The following is a 21,867-nucleotide window of genomic DNA, read 5'->3' on the forward strand; positions in this document are numbered from 1 at the left end:
TAGCATCTTAGGGCTGAGCCAGACGTTCCATAGCAATACGCTTGACGGCCCGAAGATCGAGCTTGCCTGTGCCGAGCAGGGGAAGGGCATCGACCTTCACAAATTGACTGCGTGAGGGAATAAAAAGGTTGGGCAACCCCTGTGCGGTGACCTTGTCGAGAATCTCCGCGATACGGGCTTCGTCGAGCGTATGCAGGACCGCGAGGCGCTCTCCCTTCTTCTCATCCGGAATGCCCGTGACCGCGAAGAGCTGAACGTCGCCGGCTGCCGCCTCCTGCAGGACCTCTTCGACGCGGCCGTGTGGAACCATTTCACCGCCGATCTTGGAGAACCGCGACAGCCGGTCCGTGATGGTCAGAAAGCCGTCGTCATCCAGCGTCGCGATGTCGCCGGTGATGTACCATCCGTCGTGCATGACGGATGCGGTCAGGTCATCGCGGCCCAAGTAACCGTTCATGACGTTCGGTCCCTTCACGAGCAGCATTCCAGGATGACCGGGAGTGAGCGGTGTGAACTGCTCGGGATCGACGACTTGGACGGACACGCCGGGAAGCGGCTGCCCGACGGTGCCGCGGCGGGACGCAGGTTGAAAAAAACCGGCGGCACGGAAATCCGGGCAGTTCACGGCGATGACGGGCGAGCATTCCGTCACGCCGTACCCTTCGATCGGACCGATGCCGAATTGATCTTGGAAGGCTTGAGACAGCCGCGCGGGTAATTTCTCCGCTCCGGTCAGGACTACCCGCAATGAACTGAACTGTTCCGGTGTGCAGCGACGTTGATACAGTTGCAAAAACGTCGGGGTCGTCACGAGAAACGTCACGCGATACTTCCGGATCAATTCCCCGATGGCCGTGACGTCGAGCGGCGATGGATGGAAGATGAGTGCGGCATTGTTGTACATGGCAAACCAGAAGACGAGATACCCAAATGAATGGAAGAAGGGAAGAATGCCGAGCACACGCTCTTCCTGAATGACGTGCAGGACCTGCGAGGCACCTTGAGCATTGGCGTCGATGTTGAAGTGCGTCAACATCACGCCTTTTGGATCCCCCGTGCTTCCGCTGCTGAAAATGATGGTGGCCGGGTCATCCATGGTCAACGGCGTCGTCTGTCCGCAGACCCGTTCGATGATTCGGGCCGGCGCGCACAGGGCCAAGATGGCCGCTCCCAGCTTCGCCCCTTTCCCGATCGTCTGGGCCGCGTCTTCGAGCCAGATGATCGAGGGGCCTTCCGGCAGGTCCAGCTTGGCCTTCTCGACGAACGTCCTGCTGGTCACGATCGTGCGTAATCCCGCAAGGCGCACTGCGGCTTCCAGGCCCGCTTTCCCCACCGTATAGTTCAGATTCACGCTTGTTTTCCCGCAGAGCGGGGCGGCCACGTTGAGCAGCGCGGCGGCGACCGTCGGCGGGAGCAAAATTCCCACGCGTTCCTGCCCTTCCCAGATCGGACGAAAGGTCCGGGCCAGCACGATGGATCCTATGAGCGCTTGTAGAGAGGAGACGTGGGGGCGTCTCTGGTCGGCCATGGCCAGGCGGAAGGGATATCGGCGCATGGCACGGATGAATTCTCTATGCAGAGGACGACGGTCCTTCTTGCGGTGGGTCCATGCCTCTTCGCCCAGCTCGCGGATGGTCTGGCGAAGATCGTCCGCCGATGTGTCCGAGGGCAGCGGCGCTCCATACGACACGGTCACGGGATAGGGAAGGCGCTCGGGGATCTTCCACAAAAAGCGGCCATGGTCGAAACTGAAGATGCTGCCCCAGACACGGTCGAGGTGAACCGGAACGATCGGTGCCGTTTTGCCCTTCATGATCCGCTCGAAGCCGCGCCGGAACGGCAGCAGCGTGCCCGTGCGTGTGATCTGGCCTTCTGGAAACACGCACACGAGGTCGCCTCTGTCGATCGCGTGTCCTGCGTCCCGGAGCGCGCGTAAGACGACCCTGAGTCCGGCCTGCGAGGAGATCGGAATGACGCCCAGCACCTTCATAAACGGCTTGTAGAGCGGGTGAGAGGCATAGGCATCGTCGACCACGAAGCGTACGGGACGGTCGAGGCTGGCAATCAACAGGAGGCCGTCGATAAACGACACATGATTGGGAACCAGCAGGGCGCCGCCCTGTGCCGGTACATGGTGATGCCCGACGATCCGTAGCCGGTAGATCGTGTTCGTGAGCACGACCAACAGGACCCGAAGGAGCGCCTCTGGCAGCAGATACAACGCCCAGCCGGTGCCGGCCACGGTGAAAATCGCCGTGGTGAAAAAGATTCCCGTGGTCGAGACCCCTCCGCTGGCGAGCGCTCCGGCCCCGAGCGAACCGATCATGATTCCCGAAAAGACGCAGATGTTTTCGAACGCGATGACCGAACCGCGTCGTTCCGCCGGGGCGCGCCATTGAATCAGCGCGTTGAGCGGCACGAAGATCAATGCGCTTGAAAGTCCCAAGACCACCATCAGTGCGAGTGTGACGGCGAATGCCGGAGCGAAGATGCCGAGCGAAGAAAGGATGAGGGCGACGCCTGTCGCTCCCAGCGGGATCAAACCGTATTCGACACGCGATTGCGAAAGGCGACCGACGAGCCTTGCACCTAACCCGATTCCGATCGACAGCATCATCAACGGGAGGCCGGATTGCCAGTCGGAGACTCCCAGGACGGCCTTGGCATAGACCAGGATGTTTTGAGCGAACAGACTGGCAATCGTCCAAAAGAACACATTGCCCGCCACGGCCAAGCGCAGCATGCGGTCGGCGGCCAACGCCGACCAGGCTCCGTGCAGAGTGTCGAGAAGGCCGCCCGCCGCGCGTGCCGGTGGTACGGACGGAATGGTCCAAGCCGCCGAAAAGCCGATCACCGAGATGCCTGCCAGCACCAGCGGCGCCAGCCATGTCGAATCGCCGGTCAGGGACAGGAGGATTCCCGGAGCGGCGGTGCCGGTCAGGATGGCGAGAAACGTCCACATCTCCAGCCGGCCGTTTCCCGCCGCCAACTTCTCGTGAGGCACGAGTTCGGCAAGAATCCCATATTTTGCCGGACTGAAGAGGGCGCTGTGGATCCCCATTCCGGCCAGTACGACCAAAGGCAGGATTCCGCCGGCCGGATTGATCCATAGGGCCGCTGTCGCGGAGGTCATCAGCAGCATTTCGACGGATTTCATGAGAATGATCACCGTGCGCTTGCTGACACGATCGGCGAATACGCCGGCGAAGATCGAGACGAGTGCGAGCGGCAGCGTGAAGACGACGAACGCCTTGGTCGTCTGTGTTTGCGAAGCGGTTTCGAAGTCGGGCCCGGGCCCCATCGTGGAGGCGAGTTGGCGGATGGCCAACAACGCGACCATCAGTTTCCAGGCATTGTCGTTAAACGCGCCGCAGAATTGTGCGATCAACAGGCCGCGCAATCGTGAACCGTTCATGAATCCGCTCCGTATCCTGGAACCGGCAAGCCTTCGAGCGCCATGATCCTCAGCGCATTGGTGGTCGGGCAGGGACCGGGACGAAGACGGTAATCGAAGGCCAGGGCCCCCGCGGCCACGGTTTCCTGAAAGTGCGCATTCGTCAGCGACGGGATTTCTTTGTCCAGATCGGTGAGCTCGAGATCATGCGTGCTGACCAGACCAAATCCGTTTCCGGTGGAGAGAGACTTGATATAGGCGCGGCTCCCGATCAGGCGTTCCCGATTGTTGGTGCCCTTGAAGATTTCGTCGATGAGGAACAGCACCGGCGAGACGTTCTCCCGGCGGGTTTCATCCAGGATGGCTTTGAGGCGTTTCACTTCAGCGTAAAAGAACGATAATCCCGCATCAAGCGAGTCGTTCACGCGTATGCAGCAGGCCGGACGGCTCCACGACCATATGAACCGGTCGGCGCAGACCGGTGCGCCGGCCTGCGCCAGGCAGAGGTTGATGCCGATCGTTCTGAGAAACGTGCTCTTCCCCGACATATTGGAGCCGGTGATGAGTTGAATCGTTCCCCTTCCCGAGAGTTGCACCTCGTTGGTCACACGAACGCCTGGCGCAATAAGCGGGTGCCCCAGGTGGGACGCGGACAGTCCCGGGCTTTGCGAAGAAACCGGCCAGATATAGGCCGGATGCAAGTAGGCGAACGTGGCGAGCGCAGACGCGGCTTCGATTTCGGCCAGTCGATCCAGCCACACGGGCAGCTGCCGGCGAATGTCGCGCTGGATCTGGTCGAGTTGCCTCGTAAACCACAGATCCCATGGACACAACGCATTGACGGCGAGATGGACGAGAGGGTGCGCTTTGATGCTGATCGCATGTAACGCTCGTGCCGCCCGGCGAACATATTGCGAGGGTCGCGTTCCCGGCTGCAACAGCGAAGCGCAGGCTGCAGCCAGCGCCGATCCTTTCCGGCGGGCATGGCGTTCTATAAAAGCCAGCACCGTGCCGAGCCGTTCCATCTCATGGTGCAGACCGACGGCATGCTCGAGAAGTTCCTCCCCTTGGTCCGTTTGAAAATAGATCAAGGCGTAGAGGGCGAAGGAGAACATCCAGTAACCAGGCAGCCAGTTCAGCAGCGCCGCCACACCAAGAACTGCCGTTGTGAGCGCCAGAACACTTTGCATCGCAATGATCATCGTCAATCGTGGAAACCCGACCGGATGTTCCAGAACCGCAGCCAGGCGTTTCCCATTGATCTCCTGTTCGCCTGCGAGACGGGCTTCGAGAACCAGCCGGTCGCGAAAGAGCGGGCGAGATGCCAGTTCTTTGCAGAGCACTCGGCGGACATCCCAGGCTGCCGAAGATGGCGGCTGGATCAGCAGCCAGGAAATCAGCCGTTCGCGTCCCTGGTCCGACACGGTGCTGTCGATCAGATGCAGAAGAGAATGCCGGCCGGTGAGGTCCAGATCGCCGGCAAAGAGATGGGATGTCGCCTCAACCGGGGGCCGTTCAGGGATGTTCGACCAGTCCAACTCGGTCCGGGCGAGATGCACGCGTTTGATGGATTGCCATAGGCCGAGCCGGTGAATCCGCCGTTCGAGCCTGCTATGATAGGCGGCGACGACGAAAAAAACAGCGGCGAATCCGGCAAGCGAGAGATTGCCCGCATGGTACCAATCCGATTTGTAGAAGGCGATCGTGCACACGAGGCCTGTGAGGAAGAGCCCGAAACGCCATTTCGTGTAGAGGGAGCTGGTCTTGGTTCCGTGCGTGATGAGGCCGTTGATTCTGGTGATGAGACGTTGAAGTTGTTGAGACCGGGTCGGCGAAGCCATTTCTCGTTGGACCATACTTGGAAGGCCGTGATGTCGTCAATGACCGTGTGAGCCGAAAGTGATCGTGCAAGAACATTTCTCGCCGGGTCTATGCTCCCAGTGATATGTTCGCCCGAAGCTCGGGCGGCCACGCGAGGATTGGGTGTGTGAACGTATGTCTTCTGCTTGGATCGACGTGCAAATCAAGTCCGTGGCACAAGCCGACGAGCTGTTGGGATTGCTCGATGATCCCGATGTTCAAGGCGCATGGCAGGATGACGCGGGCATTCATGTGTATTGGCCGTTCGATCGGTGGTCGTCTCGGCATCTGGCGCGTCTTCAGCGGATTCTCAGGCAGATCAGCGGGAACGGAAGTCTGCCTGAAGTGCTGGTTGCTTCTCTGCCTCAGCAGGATTGGAACCGGCAGTGGGCAGAATCCGTCAAACCTCTGAGAATCGGTCGCCGCATTGTTATTCGTCCCAGTTGGGAACGAGTGCCGATCGATCCAGGCATGGTTGAAATCGTTCTCGACCCCAAGCAGGCCTTTGGCACGGGGCATCACCCGACGACGCGTCTGCTTCTGGAGTGGATGGAACAGCTTGCAGTCGGCGGACAATCCGTTTTCGATGTCGGAACCGGCAGCGGTATTCTGGCCATGGTGGCGTTGCGCTTGGGCGCGGCCAGGGCGGTGGCCATCGACAATGACCCGGTCGCGATCGAATGTGCGACTTCATATGGACGCGAGAATGGGTTCGGCGACGAACTGGATTTCGGATGCCGCACGCTGTCCGGCGATTGTACCTACGATCTGGTATTGGCGAATCTGGATCTCCGAACATTGGCTCAGTCGGCGGGCGACTTGGCCGGCTCGACCGGCCACAGGCTGTTGGTATCCGGGATCCTGGCCGACCAGCGGGCGGAGATCATCGATGTATTCTCACGCACCGGATTGTATTTTTCACAACAGCGTGAACTCGATGACTGGCTGGCGATCGAATTTTTACAGGGACAGAGTTGTGAGGGACCAGCATGACCGCGCACGGACAGCCGGGCCGGCCGTCCTATCCGCACGTGCATCAAGTCAACGTCTCGGATGGCGGAATACCCAAATATCCGGTGCCGGAAGCCATGGTCGGTTTCAACGGTCTCTCGGGAGACCAACAACACAACCGAAAGCTCCATGGAGGGCCTGAGCGGGCTGTCTGTATCTATTCCCATGATCTCATCGAGCGGCTCCAGAATGAAGGACATGTCATCGAAGCCGGATCGAGCGGTGAAAACCTCACGCTGAGAGGCCTCGCCTGGGAAAAGTTGTGCCCGGGATCTCGGCTCAGGGTCGGCCCTGAGGTGTATCTTGAGATATCCAGTTATTGCGAGCCCTGTAAATTAAACAGCCGCTGGTTCCACGACGGAGACATTACGAGAATTTTGCAGGAGACCAATCCGGGATGGAGTCGTCTGTATGCGAGGGTATTGGCCGGCGGCGTGGTTCGACCCGGAGACGCGGTCGAGCTTGAGGAGCCGGCTCATGAATCGGTCAGCGAATGCTTCGGAAAGGCCGTTCGATGATGACGCGTGTGCCGGAACCCGAGCTGATGGAAGACGAGGCACAGGTGCTGGCCTATGCCAAGGCGGATTTTGCAGAAGAGAATCAAGGATTCGTCGGGCTCTTCCGTGAGTACTTTCCGGATTTTCAAGCCGGGCATGTCTATGATCTGGGGTGCGGACCAGGAGATATTCCTCTTCGGCTGGCGAAAACATTGACGGCCTGCAGGGTGACGGGCATCGATGCGTCGGCTCCCATGATCAGGCTCGCTGAACAGGCCGCTCAGTCGGAAGGTCTGCAAGACCGGGTCAAGTTCCGGTGCGAACGGTTTGAGCAGTTGGCCGGCGCCAATCTGGCTGATGCCGTCATGTCGAACAGCCTCCTGCACCATCTTCCAAATCCGTTGCAGTTCTGGAACAAGATTCGGCAGTTGGTCAAACCTGGCTCGCCTGTGTTGGTCATGGACCTGCTGAGACCGGAGTCGGAGGAGGAGGCTCGCGCGATTGTCAATCGTTATGCCGCTGGTGAGCCGGAAGTCCTCAGGCGCGATTTCTATAATTCACTGCTTGCTGCGTTTAACGAGGATGAGGTGACGTCGCAACTCGCAAGAATGAATCTGACGAGATTACTCATCGACGTGATCGACGATCGGCACTGGGTCGTCGGAGGCATCATTCACTGAATGTCATGGTACCGACCGTCTGTCGGACGTCCCGCCACAGCTTTTGCCGGTTCCTCCCCGGGCTCACTTGGCTGCATTGGTGCATCCTGTCCATGCTTCCACTGATTTTCATTGACCGGGGAGTCTCCCATGCCCAGCTGGACCGTCTCAGAAAGTCGAGGCCGCCCGACGCGATGCCGGTCCCGGACGTGCCGATGGCCAGTGTCCCGGCCGGTACGTTCCTGATGGGGGCAGACGGCTCGGAGGCGCTGGAAGACGAACGGCCCGCGCACCATGTCTGGCTGGATGGTTTCTCCATAGATCTCTACGAAGTCAGCACAGCGCAGTACTCGGCATTTTTGGCGACGACACAACGCGCTGTTCCGTGGCAATGGGAATCCGTGAATCCGTCACGGCACGGCGACAAACCCGTCATCGGCGTCGATTGGTCGGATGCCGATGCGTATTGCCGGTGGAGAGGGAAAATGTTGCCTACCGAGGCGCAATGGGAAAAGGCAGCGAGAGGACAGGACAACAGGCTCTATCCGTGGGGCAACCAGGTCCCGAACTCGGACCTGGCGAATTTCGCATTAGGTGCCCGATTCAGTTACGATTTGGTGCTTATCGCGGTTGGATCATACGACAGCGGGAAGAGTCCGTACGGTGTCCATCAGATGGCCGGCAACGTGTATGAATGGGTGCAGGATTGGTATGGGGCGAATTATTATGAGTCGTCGCCTGATCGGAACCCCGCAGGGCCGGATCATGGCGAGTTCAAGGTTCTCAGAGGGGGATCGTGGTCCGATCTTCCCAAGTACCTTCTGACGTACGGTCGCTTTAAACTTCCGCCGGAGACCAGGAACAGCTATACGGGGTTCCGGTGCGCCAAAGCCTTGAACGATCCGCAGAGAGGCCCTTAAGGCAGGAGTCAGTAAACGCTCTTGCTCGCTTCCGCTGACAAAGAGCTCATATTGCCCGTATTGTCGTAGGCGGACAGCGCGAAGAAGTAGGTCTGGCCGGCTGGCAGATTGGAGATTGTAAAGGAGTTGACCCGGCCAATCGTAAATGGCGAGCCGGGATAATTGTAACGTCCCGAGGCTGTTCCGACGTATACCAGGTATCCCGAAAGGTCTGATTCGGATCCAAGAGTCCATGACAGGACCGCTTTCCCGGTAGTAGGCTTAGAAGACGAAGACGGAGCATTTGAAGTCGTCTGAGGATTTTTCGAGGATTGATTTCCTGGCGGCGGGGATACAGGAACGACGGACGGGGCAGGTGGCTGCAGGAGCCGTACGAATGCTTGGTTGCTGAACACGTTCATGGCTGATCTCGTACCTTGATACCGGCTTCCAGTATTACTGGCGGCTGCCGCAATCGGCGGGACGGCTGCCGTGGCAAGCGATTTCGCGGCTGAAACGGCTGAGGCCATGGTGAGGCCCGGCTGGGCCGGAAGTGCCGAGGGCATGATCATCCTAGCCGGCGAAGCGGTTTGAGCCATCAGGGTCGTTGATTGTCCCGTCTGAGATGCTGAATAAGCCCCTGTGTTGGCTCCTATAACCGGCGTTTGGGCCACCGACAAAGGGAGTGGATCTATTTCAGGGCGTCTGATCAGCCTTGTCTGCAGGGACGCTGAAGTGACCACAGGCGAACTGGTTGGCAATGGAGCCTGTGGTGTCGATATACCAGACGAGCGCCGGAGTAGAGGGTGCAGTTGGGCGGATTTTCCAGTTGCAGGGTTCGGTCGAGACACCAGACTGTGCCGGCGGCCAGATTCACCGTCCTGGGCTCCGGCAGCTAAGGGGTATAGCAGGTAATTGCAGCCAGCGGCCAACAATCCAATAAATACCGCGGTACGGTAGGGGGCGCTCTGACGTGAGAGGAACATGGGAATCTCTCGGCGGTATTGCGTGCGTCTGTTTACGCCCAATGCGCACAGCAATGACCATGCCTGCACCATTCGACACAGGCGCAGCCAACTTTGGAAAGCTAGGAACTGGAAATAACGGATTTCTTGATTCAAATTGATTGCCTGCCGCGTGAAAACTATGAAGGGCAACTTCTAAACGGACGAGGCGATGGAGGGAACTTCATGCGGGAAGTTCGAACCCGAACGTCGCTCAATCGAGGAGAAGGGCCAGCAGGAAGATGAAGTTCAAGGCGCAGAGAGCCGACAAATACAGTGTTCCACTTCTGTCTCTCAGCCAGGCCGTTTTCCATCCCTCGGGATAGAGCGTTTGCCGATCCGCATAGAGTCCCTCTTCATAGAACCCGAGAGCCTGCTCTAATTGTACGAGCACCTGCTTTGCCAGGCGGTGGCGCTCCTGCTGCTGGAGGATCAGGATGGAAAAAAGCCCGCTCCATACCAAGCTTGCCAATCCAAGGAGAAACGTTTCCGACGAGGTCAGGTGATGCTTTTGGGGACTCAATAGAAGCCCGCAGAGCATCGCGGTCAGCCCCACCGCCCCGAACGCGGTCAACTTCATCATCTGTTCACGGCGCCTGTACACTTCCTGTTTATAGATCGGATACAGGACGGTAAGAATCTGTTGTACACCTTCGATGATCATGGGGCAGCGTCTTTTATTTCGGCCTGTTTCCGTGTAGATGCGTATCGAGCCACGCCGTGATTGATGCCGTCATCGCGTTGAAATCCGCTGCATCTGTGAACCGGTGATTCGCATTCGGTAAGAGGTCCATACGCTTGACTCCACCGAGCGACTCGATCAGCTTTCTGCTTTGATGCAGGGGTATCAGTTCATCACGCTCGCCCTGCACGATCAAGGTCGGCACCTTGATGCCGGTGGCGGCTTTATAGGCATCGTGTTTTAGCGAGTCTTCGTAAAGATCGTACTTTAGCCGTACGCGGTCTCCCCCTCGCGCGAGAGGAGGCACCGTATCGGTGTTTTTCCATCGAACCAGTTCGTCAGGGCCAAATTCTAAGCGAAGCTCTTCCGCGAAGTCCACTACAGGGCATTTGAGGGCGAGGCAGGCCACGTCATCTCGTTGCGAGACGGTGAGGATTCCGACAAGTCCTCCGAAGCTGGAGCCTGCGAGGCCGATGCAACGATGACCCTGCTCGAGCACGTATTCCACGGCCGCCTCCGCCTGGGCTACGGCAAGCGAAACCGTAATGTTTTCCAGTAGTCCCTCGCTTTCTCCTTGTCCAAAAAAGTCGAACCGGCAGGTCGCAATTCCTCGCTCGCCCAGCAGGCGGGTCAGCGTTTTGTTCGTGGTGCTGTTCTTATCGGAAAGAAAGCCGTGGCATAAAATGACGATAGGGCTGCCGTGCTCCGATGGACGGCTGAGAACCCCTTCGATGCGGTGATGCCACCGATCATAGAACGTAACCCTATGTTCCATGACGGTCACTGTGGATGGATGTTGGGCGGCTGCCCGCCACTTGCGCGAGTTTCGCTGCAACGATCGTGAGACCTCCCAATAAAAGTCCCGCAGCCGACCAAGTGGCGATGCCGACCGGCAACGCTCCCAACGGCGTGCTCCATGTGAGCACGGCGGCAGTCGCCAGTGCCATGGTGCCGAAGCTGAGGCCGGCCAGCTGCAGGCCGCGCCACCGGTTCATGACGTGCTCCAGCTGTCCCAGATATGGCAGTCGCTTCTTTCTGTTGGGAACTTGTCCGGCAGCCAGATAAACGGGGAGACCACACGACATGGCCGCGCATGCTACGTTGACCATAAACCCCAGAAAGGCCAGGTGCGCATAGGCTGCGAGGTGCAAGGACCCGATCGGAAGCCATGGTTTCTCCGAAAGAAAATTGACGGCCATGAACAGGCCGGCCATGGACATGAGGAGCAAAAATATTGTTGAGAGGAATAGATGATCCGACGCGGCGGTGGCTGCCGCACTGGAGGCCTGTCGAATCTGAAACTGACTGAACGCATGCACCCCGGCTGCGAGCAAGACGATGCAGCCGCTCGCGAGTTGAACGGTCACGGACGAGGCGGCAAATCCGGCGACGAGGGCCGCCAAGCCGATTGTCATCAGGGCCATCATGACGTGGTTGAGCCGCGGACTCGGCCATCGGGTTTGCAAGATCGACGGTAACGTCGCTTGCGTGACGATGAGGCCGAGCACCGTAAAGAATCCGAACAAGGGTATATGGAGATGGAGGAGACGTATGTGCCCGCGATATTCCGGCATCCACCCAAATGCCATACCCGTTCCAATCAGCATGCCGATGAATAGCGCGCTCAACATGACCGCATGGACCCATGGCGGGCTCGTTATGGTCACGAGGGTTTCACGGATGTGATGCCACGCGGGGTTCACCGAACTCGCGACGATCGCCGTGAGGACGAGTCCGGCGATGCCGGCGAGTTGAAGCTGTCCGGAGGCCAGGCAGACAAGCAGGGCCGTCGTTGCGCCGTTGAAGCCGAAATATAAGAGGGGGTAGGTGAGTGCGTGGTTTGGCCGTTCTTCCGTGTGGGAAATCGACGCCAGGACTCCCCCGAGGGCCAACTGCAGGATCCCGCCGATCAAGACGGCATGGACATGCACGGTTCGCAACCATGAAGGGAGCGGCGTTCCATACACGAGTCCAAGCAGCGTGGCGGTCCCGGCGAGAGCGGCCAACAGCAGCCAGGAAAAACCGGTGAGCAGGAAGGCCAGCGGTGTGCAGCGGCGGCTCACCATCCGGGATCACCCGCAAGGAAATAGAAGTGATTCGTCGGTCCGGTGCCGTGTCCGATCGCCAGGCTATGACGGATAGCCTCCGTAAGGTACGTCTTGGCCGTTTGAACGGCATCGCCGACCGATTTGCCTCTGGCCAGATGTGCAGCGATGGCCGAAGCGAAGGTGCAGCCGGTGCCGTGCGTGTGCGGCGTATCTATGAATTCTCCTTTAAAGATATTGAAGAAGCGCCCGTCGTAGAGCAGGTCAGTCCCACGTTCAGCGATCAGATGGCCCCCTTTGATCAGGACGTGCCTGCAGCCGAATCCGTGAATGATTTTTGCCGCACGCCGCGCATCGGCGAGTGTCTTGATCTCGATGCCGGAAAGTTGCTGAGCTTCACGGATGTTCGGAGTCACGACCAATGCGAGGGGGAACAATTTGGTCTTGACGGCATCGATGGCCTCAGGCTGGAGCAACGTGTGGCCGCTTTTTGAAATCATGACGGGGTCGACCACCAGGTTGGTGACGCCCTGAGGTTGCAGCATTGCCGCGACGGTTTCGACGATGATGGCTGACGACAGCATGCCGGTCTTGACCGCCGAGACCTCAAAATCATCAAAGACGGCGTCGATCTGAGCGGCGACGACCGACGTCGGCAGTTCGAACACATCGGTCACTTCCTCGGTATTCTGGGCGGTAATCGCCGTGATGACCGACATACCGAACACTCCGTTCGCCGACATGGCCTTCAGATCGGCCTGGATTCCGGCGCCGCCGCCTGAATCCGATCCTGCAATCGTCAACACTTGTTTCAACGTCGTGCTCATACGGTCCAGTGCTCCGTCCCGTCAGGGATGCCCGCCCTTTATATACTCAGCTGAAGAATTCTGTCCAGCGATGGAAACGCGACGGATCAGCGGAAGATCAACGCGCCGATCAGGCGGCCCAGGGCATAGCCGAGGGGGATGAAGCCTGTCAGGAGAAGCGGCAGAATCACGAAGGCGAGAGCGCCTTGCGCGTCCGGATACCACAGTGTGGTGACCTGCACCCACGCGCTGATTCCGATCAATCCTAAACCGGTACAGATGACGGCCGTTGCCCGGCGGCGAATGAGCCGGCGATTGTCGGAAGAGGCCAGTCCAAGGTGAAACAGCGCGAAGACGGAAAACAAGACGAATGGGATTGCATTCAGCAGGCCGACCAGGAATAAGTTGTAGCCCGGAGCGAACAGATGAAGTTGAACCTGACGTACCCCCTGGGTCATCGAATGGCCGTGCTTCCACAGATCCACCGCAATCGATGCGAACCAGGGGATGCACAGGCCGAGAAGAATGCCTCCCCAGAATAAGATCGTCACGACGCGCGCCAGCCAGCGGTCCGATTCCTTGCCACGTACGGGCGTCATCGCCGAACCCCCCCGACCGTGTTCAGGGCATGGGCCGCGGCCTCACGCACGATGGGATCAGTATCGTGGCTCGCCTGTTCCAAGCCGGGAAGCGAATCTTTGGCATCGGGACCGATTTCCCCCAATGTCGTGGCTGCAAGATAGCGATGGAGGGGAAGAGGATCCCGCAATATGTCAGCGAGGACACCAACCGCGTCGCTCGCCAGCGGACCCAAACGCGCGAGACGGTGCAATGCGCCGTCTCGTTCATCCAGCGTTCGCAATTGAGCGATGAGAAGCTGGACGTCCGTGCGATCGATTCCCCCGCCTCGGTCCAGGGCGATCCGCGCCTGGGACGCGACCGATCGGTCGGAGTCCTGTTTCAATCTGTTGAGCGGAGCCACCGCACTCGCGGGAATGGGAACCGTGAATGCAAAATGAGAGGCAGCTTGGAACCGGACCATCGGAGCTTTGTCGAACAGCGCCGTCGTCAGCGCCGTGGCCACGTCGACGGACGGCAAACCGATGGCGCCGATCGCCGCGACAGCACGTTCGCGAACGGTGTCGTCCGTATCCCCCAGCATGCCGATCAGCGAGGGAATGGCAGGTTTTGCGAGCAGACCAAGCCTTCCCAGGACGGCACAGGCATTTCTTCGGACTTCTTCTCGGGGGTCGGCCAGAGCGGGCAGATAGCTCTGCATGACGGCTCGCGCCGAGGCCAGGTCTAAAAATCTCAGGGCATTGGCCGCAGCCGCGTTGAGGTTGGCATCGCGATGGTGGAGCGCCTGCTCGACGAGCGCCGGCACGGCGGGTCTGGCATCATCGCCGAGCGTGCCCAGCCAGTGTACCGCGAGGAGCTGCGCCTGCAGGTCGTTTCCGTGAAGATCTTCGATCAGCGCCGGCACCGCTCGGGAACCGGTGTGCTGCCAGTAGATCCATCCCAGGAGCGCCGCCAGGAGACCCAGCCCGCCGAGATTGAGGTAGACGGCTTTGAGAGTCATTTCAGGACGTCCGACTGACGTGAAGCATCGAAGGCGGGCCCAACCAACTCACACCGGCCACTTCTCCTCGTTCCATGCCATCTCCCAGAACATCCATTCATAGCGGGAACTGATGACGAACGATTCTTCCATGCGCCGCCGTTCCGCGAGACCGGCGTTCTTGGCCCATTGATCCACGCGCCGTCGCATCCATCGCTGAACTTCTGCAAACTCCGGTGAAGCATAGAGCATGAGCCAATTGCGATACGGATGCTGCTTGCCCGGAGGGCCATGCTTCAATAGATGCTGCCCCACCACGCAGTAGATCCAGGCGCAGGGAAGGGCGACCACCGTGATTTCTGCCGCAGAGCCCGATTGAGCGATCTGCAGCATATGCCTGGTATAGGCATAGTTCGTTGGAGCCATGGGGACGGTGGACATCTGTTTGGCGGTCATCTTCCAACGGCCCCCGTAACCTTCGTGCAGACTGCGCTCGACCGTAATCGTCTCTTCGGCCAGTTTGGCGAAGCGTAGCGCGGATTCCGAATCGGGCGCGCGCAACGCCGCGGCGGCGAATACACGGGACAAGTCAGCGAGGAAGCGGGCATCCTGCAGGATGTAGTACTTGAATTTCCGTTCCGGCAGCGCGCCGCTTCCCAGTTCCATCACAAATGGGTGGGTCAGTTGCGCGTTCCAGATCGGCGCCGCGAGCTTGCGCAGATGGGCGGTAAACGACATGGATCTCCTTTCCAATGAAGACCGTTTCCCACGATGAGACGGAGCGGGGAAGCGGTCCGGTCAGTTGATCGGTGGCCAGGGGCGCGGCAAGCGGTTGATGCCGTCCAGAGCAGCCACCTTGTAGCATTCGGCCAAGGTAGGGTAATTGAACACCGTGTCCACGAAATAATCGATGGTGCCGTGATAGGCCATCACCGCCTGCCCGATGTGAATCAACTCCGTAGCGCCTTCCCCGATTCCATGGACACCCAGCAGTTCATGCGTGCGGCTGTGGAAGAGCAGTTTCAGCATCCCGTTCTCGTCGCCGATGATCTGCCCGCGGGCTATTTCACGGTACCGCGCAATGCCGACGCCGTAGGGCACCTCGGCCTTGTTCAGGTCCTCTTCATTGCGGCCGACCATGGAAATTTCAGGGATGGCATAGATGCCGTACGGGAGGAGATCGGTGTCGGTCCGATCCGCATGATTGAACGCATGGCAGGACGCGTGCCGGCCCTGTTGCATGGAGGTTGAGGCCAAGGCCGGGAATCCGATGATGTCGCCGACCGCGTAGATGTGTGGGATGGCGGTTTGGAAATGCTCGTTGACGACCAAGCGTCCCCGTGTATCCGCCTTCAAGCCGATGGCTTCGAGATTGAGGCCGGCTGTTGCGCCGACCCGTCCAATGGCATACATCAACGTCGTGGCCTGAATCGGCTGCGCATGGTGCAGGGTGACATGAATACGATGATCCGAGCCTTTCTTGATGCCGACGACTTCTTCTTCGTGAAAGAGGGAAATCCCCATCTCTTTCATCTGGCGCTGCAGCGTGTCGATGATTTCCGCGTCGACGAATTCCAACAGCCTGGGCCGCTTGTCGATGAGTGTCACGGGAATGCCGAGCGCCGCCAGGATGGACGCGTATTCGACCCCGATCACTCCGCCGCCCACGATCATGATGGAGTCCGGAATGCGTTTGAGTGTCAGGAGTCCGTCGGTGTCGATGATCGATTCTTCGTCGAACGGCACATGAGGAGGCCTGGCCGGTTCGGTGCCCACGGCGATGACGATGTAGTCCGCGTCATGTTCGATGACACTGTCTCGCTGCCGGATCTGCAGGCGATGAGGCGTCACAAAACCGGCCTGGCCGTAGATCATGTCGACCCGGTTACGGGCCATTTGATTTTCGACGATCCGGACTTCACGCGTAATGACGTGGTTGGCGCGGAAGGCAAGATCCTCGATCGCGATGGCGTCCTTGACGCGATAACCCGCCCCGTACAGATTCCGTTGGCGGTATCCCGATAGATAGAGCACCGCCTCGCGCAACGACTTGCTGGGGATCGTGCCGGTGTTGATGCAGACGCCGCCGACGACTTCCTTGCGCTCGATGATGCCGACCTGCTTACCGAGTTTGGCCGCCTGGATTGCGGCTTTTTGTCCGGCCGGTCCCGTTCCAATCACAAGCAAGTCGTAATGTGCCATGAGTCCTCGTCTCTGCTACGGCGGCGACGAGCCGCCGAGATTGTTGCCGCCGGGGAATTGGCAGGACGCCGCTCCCCACTGGTTGTGATCAATCGGCTAGCTGGACGTCACCAGCGACCGGGCAGCGGCAAAGGCGGCCTCGAGGTCCGGTAACTGGCCCAGTTCAGGAGTGATCTGCAGATACCGCACGATATTTTGCGGGTCCACCACCATGACGGCGCGAGCGAGCACATGCGGGTCTTTCAACAAAAGGCCGTATGTTTTACCGAAATCCGCGCCGCGATAATCGGACAAAAACGTCACGTTCGCGATCTTGGCTTCTTCGGCAAACCGTTTTTGCGCGAATGGGGTATCGATGCTCACGGTGATCATCTCGACCATCTTGTCGAGCCCCTTGTTTTTTTCGCTGAGGAAATGCGTCTGCTGCTCGCAGACTTTCGTGTCCAGCGATGGCACGACGCTGATGATACGGACCTTGCCCTTGCCCTTGGTCTCCACAATATTGACGAGCGAGAGGTCCGTTTGGGCGACCTTCACGTCGCGGAGAGGGTCTCCGACCTTGATGCCCGTTCCGCTCAACATCACCGGACTGCCTTTGAACAGTACAGTATGGCCTTCACCCGCCGCGGCACTGCCTCCCGCTACGGGAAGGTTCTTATAGGAAAAGATGGATCCGGACCCTGTTCCTCCGCAGGCGGAACCGGCCAGGCAGGCAAGCACGGCGCATGTCGAGATCAGGCGATGCGTGTACGACCTCATGATTCCCTCCAGTGAAACGCTCGAAGACTACGACTTCAGGAACTCTACCATAGCTCGGTTGCTGATATCCGGTTGCTCCCACATCGGAATGTGTCCGGCATCCGGAATGCGCACCAGCGCCGCGCCCTCGATTTGTCGTTGCAAGTGCTCGCCGACGGAAAGCGGAAAGACACGGTCCTCCTCGCCCCAGAGAATCAGCGTCCGATGAGTGATCTGGCCGATGTGCTTGGCGAAGCCCGATTCCCAGAGTGGAAGATTATTGCGCACCGTCATGATGGGAGCAATGATCCCGGGACGTTTCCGGTTCCGGTTGGACCGTTCGATGACGGCGGGGGTCAACAGACCGGGATCGTGGACGATTTCCTTCAGGATCGACTCGGTCATGAATCCACCGAACAGCCGGTTGCCGAGTGAGACGAGCCATGAAGGGGCGCTGGTTTCGAGCGCGCGTTTGATCGAAGGGCTGTTCAGATTGTCCAGCACATGATCCGGAAGTCCGTCGATCAAGATCAGCTTGTCCACGCGGGAGGGATGGGACAGCGCCATTCCCATGGCCAAGCCCGCTCCCATGGAATTGCCGACGAGCGTGGCGCGTGAGAGATGGAGCGCCTCCATGAAGCCTAGGAAAAAGTCCAGCACTTGATCCGGACTGTAGGCAACATCCGGTTTATCAGAAAGGCCCGAGCCGATGAGGTCCGGCGTAATGACGCGTACGTGGCGGGAAAGCGGAATCTGCTGATGTTCCCATTGCCACATGGATCCGCCGAATCCATGGATCAGAATGACCGGATCGCCCGTTCCGGTGTCGAGATAGGCGATGGTCTGCCCGTGCACTTGAACACGGTGAATGGGGAGGCGGATGAAGGCGTCGAGGTGCGTCGGGTTGTGATCCGGCGAAGCGCAAGCGGCCATGATCAGACAACAGAGGCTTGATGCCAGGAACGGGAGACGGAAGCGCCGGGTAAACCAATCGGCGAAGGTGCGGACCGAACGCCTACTCCAGCTGGATGACGGTCTCATCCGTTTTCACATTCTCCCCTTCGATGACGAGAATGCCAGTCACTTTCCCGTCGATCGGAGCCGGGACCCGGCTTTCCATTTTCATCGCTTCGATGATCAACAGGGGATCTCCGCTCTTCACCTGATCGTCTTTGGCGACCAGGATCTTGACCACGCGTCCGGGCATCGGCGGCGCCACGTCCCCGGGTTTCGACGGCCTGGGACGTTTGGGTTTCGGTCCACCACCGGTTTCGGGAGCTTCGGGAACGCCCGCGAGAATTTCCTGAATCGGTTCGAGCGACACTTCTTCCAGTTTATCGTTGACCCGGATGTAATAGGGTTTGCGTCCGTCGGTTTTGCGGCCAGATCCGGAAACCTTGACGTGATACGTTTCTCCATGAACAGTTACGTTGAATTCGACCGGTGCGAGATGCAGTTCGCCGCCGCCGGCGGGACCCTTGGCATCCATCTCTTCCAATGGTTCCGGGACGAGGTCGCCCCGTTCCCGCGCCTCGAAGAAATCTCTCGCAATGGCCGGAAAGAGCGCGAACGAGAGCTGATCTTCCACAGTGTCCGCTGAAGCGGGAAGATCCTTCTTCACCGCCTCCATCTCGGGTTCCAGCCGGTCGGCCGGCCTGCTCTTGATCGGTTCCTCGTCTCCCACCGCCCGGGCCATGATGTCGCGGTCAACCTGACCCGGCGCGCGGCCGTAGAGGCCCAGGAAATAATTCTTCGTTTCATTCGTAATGACTTTGTAGCGTTCGCCGGTCAACACGTTGAGGGTCGCCTGGGTGCCGACGATCTGACTGGTAGGCGTCACGAGCGGCGGATACCCCATGTCTTTTCTGACCCGCGGCACCTCGTCCAGCACTTCCTTCATCCGGTCCAGCGAGTTTTGTTCGGAGAGCTGCGCGGCGAGGTTGGACAGCATCCCTCCAGGAATCTGAGAGGTCAGGATTTCGGCATCGACGCCGGTCACGTCACTTTCGAACTGGCGATACTTCCGACGCACGGTGCGGAAATGGTCTGCGATCGGCTGCAGGGCCCCGAGGTCGAGCTTGGTGTCATACGGCGTCTGTCGCAAGGACGCGACCATCGATTCGGTCGGCGGATGCGATGCCCCTCCGGCCAGCGGGGACATGGCCGTGTCAAGAATATCGAGGCCGGCAAGAATCCCCATGAGCGCCGACATTGTTCCCATTCCGGATGTGTAATGCGAGTGGAGATGGATTGGCACACTGACGGCTCGTTTCAGACTCTTGACGAGCATGTACGCGTCCATGGGAGCCAGCAGTCCTGCCATATCCTTGATGCAGATGGTGTCGGTACCGAGATCCTCGAGGCGTTTCCCCATCTCCACGAAGCCCTCGAGACGATGGACGGGACTGACCGTGTAGGAGATGGCGGCCTCTACGTGCTTGCCGCATGCCTTGACTTCCTGGATGGCGCGTTCGAGATTGCGGATATCATTCAGTGCGTCGAAGATCCGGAAGACATCGATCCCATTCGCGGCCGATCGTTCGATGAACTTATCGAGGACATCGTCGGCATAGTGACGATACCCGACGATGTTCTGGCCCCGCAGCAGCATCTGTAGTTTGGTATTCGGCATGGCGGCCCGCAGCGCGCGCAGCCGTTCCCATGGGTCCTCCTTCAGAAAGCGAAGACAGGTATCGAAGGTCGCGCCGCCCCATACTTCCAGCGACCAGAATCCGACCGCATCCAATTTCTGGGCGATCGGAAGCATGTCCTCCGTGCGCATGCGCGTGGCGAGCAAACATTGATGGCCGTCGCGCAACGCCACTTCAGTGATGAGGACCTGTTTTCCCGCTGCCGGCTGAATCGGCCAATCCTGAGAACGGATCGCCTGGGGCTTTGACGGTTTCTGGGAGCGGGGACGTGCACGCTTCTTTTGCATCGACTTTTTCGTGTGAGATCGCTTGGTGGCCATGATGGTGTCAGTCCTGGGGGCGAAGGCCTGGGAGCGTTATAGCCCCTCGTAGGCGGCAATGGCAGCCGCGAGGGCAAGTACCAAGTCTTCGGGCTGTTTGAACTCATCGTAGGCGTATAAGTCGGGATGAGTGTCCAGATAGGAAGTGTCAAATCGTCCGGCGACAAAATCCTCGTCCTGCATGATGGCTTTCATGAAGGGAATCGTGGTCTTCACCCCACGCAGCACATATTCTTCGAGCGAGCGTCTCATGCGATTTACAGTTTCCTCCCACGTCCGGCCGCGGACCGTCAGTTTGGCCAGCAGGGCATCATAATAGGGAGGAACCGTATAGTCCTTATAGACCGCGCCGTCGATGCGGACACCGATGCCGCCAGGGGACAAGTAATCCGTCACCGTGCCTGTGCAAGGCATGAAGTTATTCTTCGGATCTTCGGCATTGATGCGGCATTGAATGGCATGTCCTTGCAGGATGACGTCTTTCTGCTCGATCTCGAGCGGTTTGCCTGCTGCGATGGAGATCTGATTCCGTACGATGTCGATGGCGGTGATCTGCTCGGTGACCGTATGCTCCACCTGGAGCCGAGGGTTCATCTCGATAAAATAGAATCGGCCTTCCTGGTCGAGAAGAAATTCCACGGTTCCGGCGTTGTCATAATTTACAGCCTGTGCGATCGTCGTGGCGGCTTCTCCCATTTCCGTCCGGAGCTTGGGCGTCAGGATCAAGGAAGGCGCCATCTCGATCAATTTCTGGTGTCGCCGTTGAATGGAACAGTCCCGTTCCCCCAAGTGGATGATGTTGCCATGGCGGTCGGCGAGAATTTGAAACTCGATATGGTGCGGCCGCTCGATAAATTTCTCGAGGAAGACACTCCCGTCGCCGAATGAGGCTTGTGCTTCACGAGAGGCCGCTTCCATGTTTTCGCGCAGTTCGGCATTCGACCGGACCACTCGAAGCCCGCGCCCTCCGCCACCGGCGCTGGCCTTGATCATGACGGGATAGCCCGCTCTGTTGGCGAACGCCAGAGCCTGTTTGACCTCCGTGACTCCGCCGTCGGTTCCCGGGACGATCGGCACTCCGACCTTTTTAGCCAACTCTCGCGCCCGAACCTTGCTGCCCATCACGGTGATGGCCTCGGGCGACGGCCCGATGAATGTGATCCCGGAATCGCCACAGAGCTTGGCGAACTGCGCGTTTTCAGAAAGAAATCCATAACCCGGATGGATGGCGTCGGCGCCGATACGGAGGGCCAAGTCCACGATCTGGCGGCTGTCGAGAAATCCTTTCACGGGACCGGGTCCGACGAGATACGCCTCGTCCGCTTTTTTCACGTAAATACCGGTCGAATCGGCCTCGGAATAGATGGCGGCGGTGGCGATATTGAGCTCGCGGCAGGCGCGGATGATTCGCATTGCGATCTCACCACGATTGGCCACGAGGATTTTCTTGAACATGTCGGGCTGGCTTCCTAATAGACCCACGCGTCGCTCCGATGAAGACCGGCGCAAAGGAACGCGTAAGCTAGCATATGGTCGCGAGC

Annotated in this window: 19 protein-coding genes; 4 read left to right on the plus strand and 15 right to left on the minus strand. The window is 59.2% G+C overall.

Features of this window, described 5'->3' with window-relative positions; translation table 11 throughout:
• Positions 1 to 7: 7 nt before the first annotated feature.
• Together W02_RS16930 and W02_RS16935 are read right to left on the minus strand one after the other, a co-directional pair.
• On the minus strand, positions 8 to 3,415 hold the full coding sequence (locus W02_RS16930) for an acyl-[ACP]--phospholipid O-acyltransferase (protein WP_232068577.1): 3,408 nt from the start codon (positions 3,413 to 3,415) through the stop codon (positions 8 to 10).
• Positions 3,412 to 5,235 carry a MutS family DNA mismatch repair protein gene (locus W02_RS16935; protein ID WP_173049808.1) on the minus strand — a complete coding sequence of 608 codons (1,824 nt, stop codon included), beginning with the start codon at positions 5,233 to 5,235 and terminating at the stop codon, positions 3,412 to 3,414. The genes W02_RS16930 and W02_RS16935 overlap by 4 nt, the downstream gene beginning before the upstream one ends.
• 154 nt (positions 5,236 to 5,389) lie before the next feature.
• Here W02_RS16935 and W02_RS16940 point away from each other — a divergent pair, with 154 nt between their 5' ends.
• From W02_RS16940 to W02_RS16955, 4 genes are all read left to right on the plus strand, one after another.
• Positions 5,390 to 6,247 (plus strand): 50S ribosomal protein L11 methyltransferase, encoded by an 858-nt coding sequence (locus tag W02_RS16940; RefSeq protein WP_173049810.1) that lies wholly within the window; start codon positions 5,390 to 5,392, stop codon positions 6,245 to 6,247.
• Positions 6,244 to 6,783, plus strand: a complete 540-nt coding sequence (locus tag W02_RS16945; RefSeq protein ID WP_173049812.1) for an MOSC domain-containing protein — start codon at positions 6,244 to 6,246, stop codon at positions 6,781 to 6,783. The genes W02_RS16940 and W02_RS16945 overlap by 4 nt, the downstream gene beginning before the upstream one ends.
• Positions 6,780 to 7,442 carry a trans-aconitate 2-methyltransferase gene (locus W02_RS16950; RefSeq protein ID WP_173049814.1) on the plus strand — a complete coding sequence of 221 codons (663 nt, stop codon included), beginning with the start codon at positions 6,780 to 6,782 and terminating at the stop codon, positions 7,440 to 7,442. Before W02_RS16945 ends, W02_RS16950 begins: the two co-directional genes overlap by 4 nt.
• 92 nt (positions 7,443 to 7,534) lie before the next feature.
• The gene (locus W02_RS16955) at positions 7,535 to 8,341 is read left to right on the plus strand and encodes an SUMF1/EgtB/PvdO family nonheme iron enzyme (RefSeq protein ID WP_173049822.1); all 807 of its coding nucleotides are present in this window, start codon (positions 7,535 to 7,537) and stop codon (positions 8,339 to 8,341) included.
• Positions 8,342 to 8,349: 8 nt separating this feature from the next.
• Here the strand turns inward: W02_RS16955 and W02_RS16960 are convergent, their stop codons facing one another.
• The 13 genes from W02_RS16960 to accC form a co-directional block, all read right to left on the minus strand.
• Entirely contained in the window at positions 8,350 to 8,886 is a 537-nt protein-coding gene (locus tag W02_RS16960) for a fibronectin type III domain-containing protein (protein WP_173049825.1), read from the minus strand.
• Between the two features lie 652 nt (positions 8,887 to 9,538).
• A complete protein-coding gene (locus W02_RS16965) occupies positions 9,539 to 9,988 on the minus strand; it encodes a hypothetical protein (protein WP_173049827.1) in 450 nt (149 codons plus the stop codon).
• Between the two features lie 13 nt (positions 9,989 to 10,001).
• Complete coding sequence (locus W02_RS16970) at positions 10,002 to 10,781, minus strand: S9 family peptidase (RefSeq protein ID WP_173049829.1); 780 nt, start codon at positions 10,779 to 10,781, stop codon at positions 10,002 to 10,004.
• On the minus strand, positions 10,771 to 12,072 hold the full coding sequence (locus tag W02_RS16975; RefSeq protein WP_173049830.1) for a hypothetical protein: 1,302 nt from the start codon (positions 12,070 to 12,072) through the stop codon (positions 10,771 to 10,773). The genes W02_RS16970 and W02_RS16975 overlap by 11 nt, the downstream gene beginning before the upstream one ends.
• Complete coding sequence (gene thiD, locus W02_RS16980; RefSeq protein ID WP_173049831.1) at positions 12,066 to 12,878, minus strand: bifunctional hydroxymethylpyrimidine kinase/phosphomethylpyrimidine kinase; 813 nt, start codon at positions 12,876 to 12,878, stop codon at positions 12,066 to 12,068. The genes W02_RS16975 and thiD overlap by 7 nt, the downstream gene beginning before the upstream one ends.
• Before the next feature lie 86 nt (positions 12,879 to 12,964).
• On the minus strand, positions 12,965 to 13,456 hold the full coding sequence (locus W02_RS16985; RefSeq protein WP_173049832.1) for a hypothetical protein: 492 nt from the start codon (positions 13,454 to 13,456) through the stop codon (positions 12,965 to 12,967).
• Positions 13,453 to 14,436, minus strand: coding sequence for a HEAT repeat domain-containing protein (locus W02_RS16990; protein ID WP_173049833.1), 984 nt, complete (start codon positions 14,434 to 14,436; stop codon positions 13,453 to 13,455). The genes W02_RS16985 and W02_RS16990 overlap by 4 nt, the downstream gene beginning before the upstream one ends.
• A 48-nt stretch (positions 14,437 to 14,484) precedes the next feature.
• On the minus strand, positions 14,485 to 15,153 hold the full coding sequence (tenA, locus tag W02_RS16995) for a thiaminase II (protein ID WP_173049834.1): 669 nt from the start codon (positions 15,151 to 15,153) through the stop codon (positions 14,485 to 14,487).
• 60 nt (positions 15,154 to 15,213) lie between these two features.
• Positions 15,214 to 16,617 carry a Si-specific NAD(P)(+) transhydrogenase gene (gene sthA / locus W02_RS17000; RefSeq protein ID WP_173049835.1) on the minus strand — a complete coding sequence of 468 codons (1,404 nt, stop codon included), beginning with the start codon at positions 16,615 to 16,617 and terminating at the stop codon, positions 15,214 to 15,216.
• Between the two features lie 96 nt (positions 16,618 to 16,713).
• On the minus strand, positions 16,714 to 17,376 hold the full coding sequence (gene tpx / locus W02_RS17005) for a thiol peroxidase (RefSeq protein WP_173049836.1): 663 nt from the start codon (positions 17,374 to 17,376) through the stop codon (positions 16,714 to 16,716).
• Between the two features lie 27 nt (positions 17,377 to 17,403).
• A complete protein-coding gene (locus W02_RS17010; RefSeq protein ID WP_173049837.1) occupies positions 17,404 to 18,396 on the minus strand; it encodes an alpha/beta fold hydrolase in 993 nt (330 codons plus the stop codon).
• Positions 18,371 to 20,326, minus strand: coding sequence for a sodium-extruding oxaloacetate decarboxylase subunit alpha (gene oadA, locus W02_RS17015; protein WP_232068578.1), 1,956 nt, complete (start codon positions 20,324 to 20,326; stop codon positions 18,371 to 18,373). Before oadA ends, W02_RS17010 begins: the two co-directional genes overlap by 26 nt.
• 36 nt (positions 20,327 to 20,362) lie before the next feature.
• Positions 20,363 to 21,781: an acetyl-CoA carboxylase biotin carboxylase subunit gene (gene accC, locus W02_RS17020; RefSeq protein WP_173051534.1), complete on the minus strand. Its 1,419-nt coding sequence runs from the start codon at positions 21,779 to 21,781 to the stop codon at positions 20,363 to 20,365.
• Positions 21,782 to 21,867 lie beyond the last annotated feature (86 nt).

It is taken from the genome of Nitrospira sp. KM1, assembly GCF_011405515.1.
In the GTDB taxonomy this organism is placed as follows: Bacteria; Nitrospirota; Nitrospiria; order Nitrospirales; family Nitrospiraceae; genus Nitrospira_C.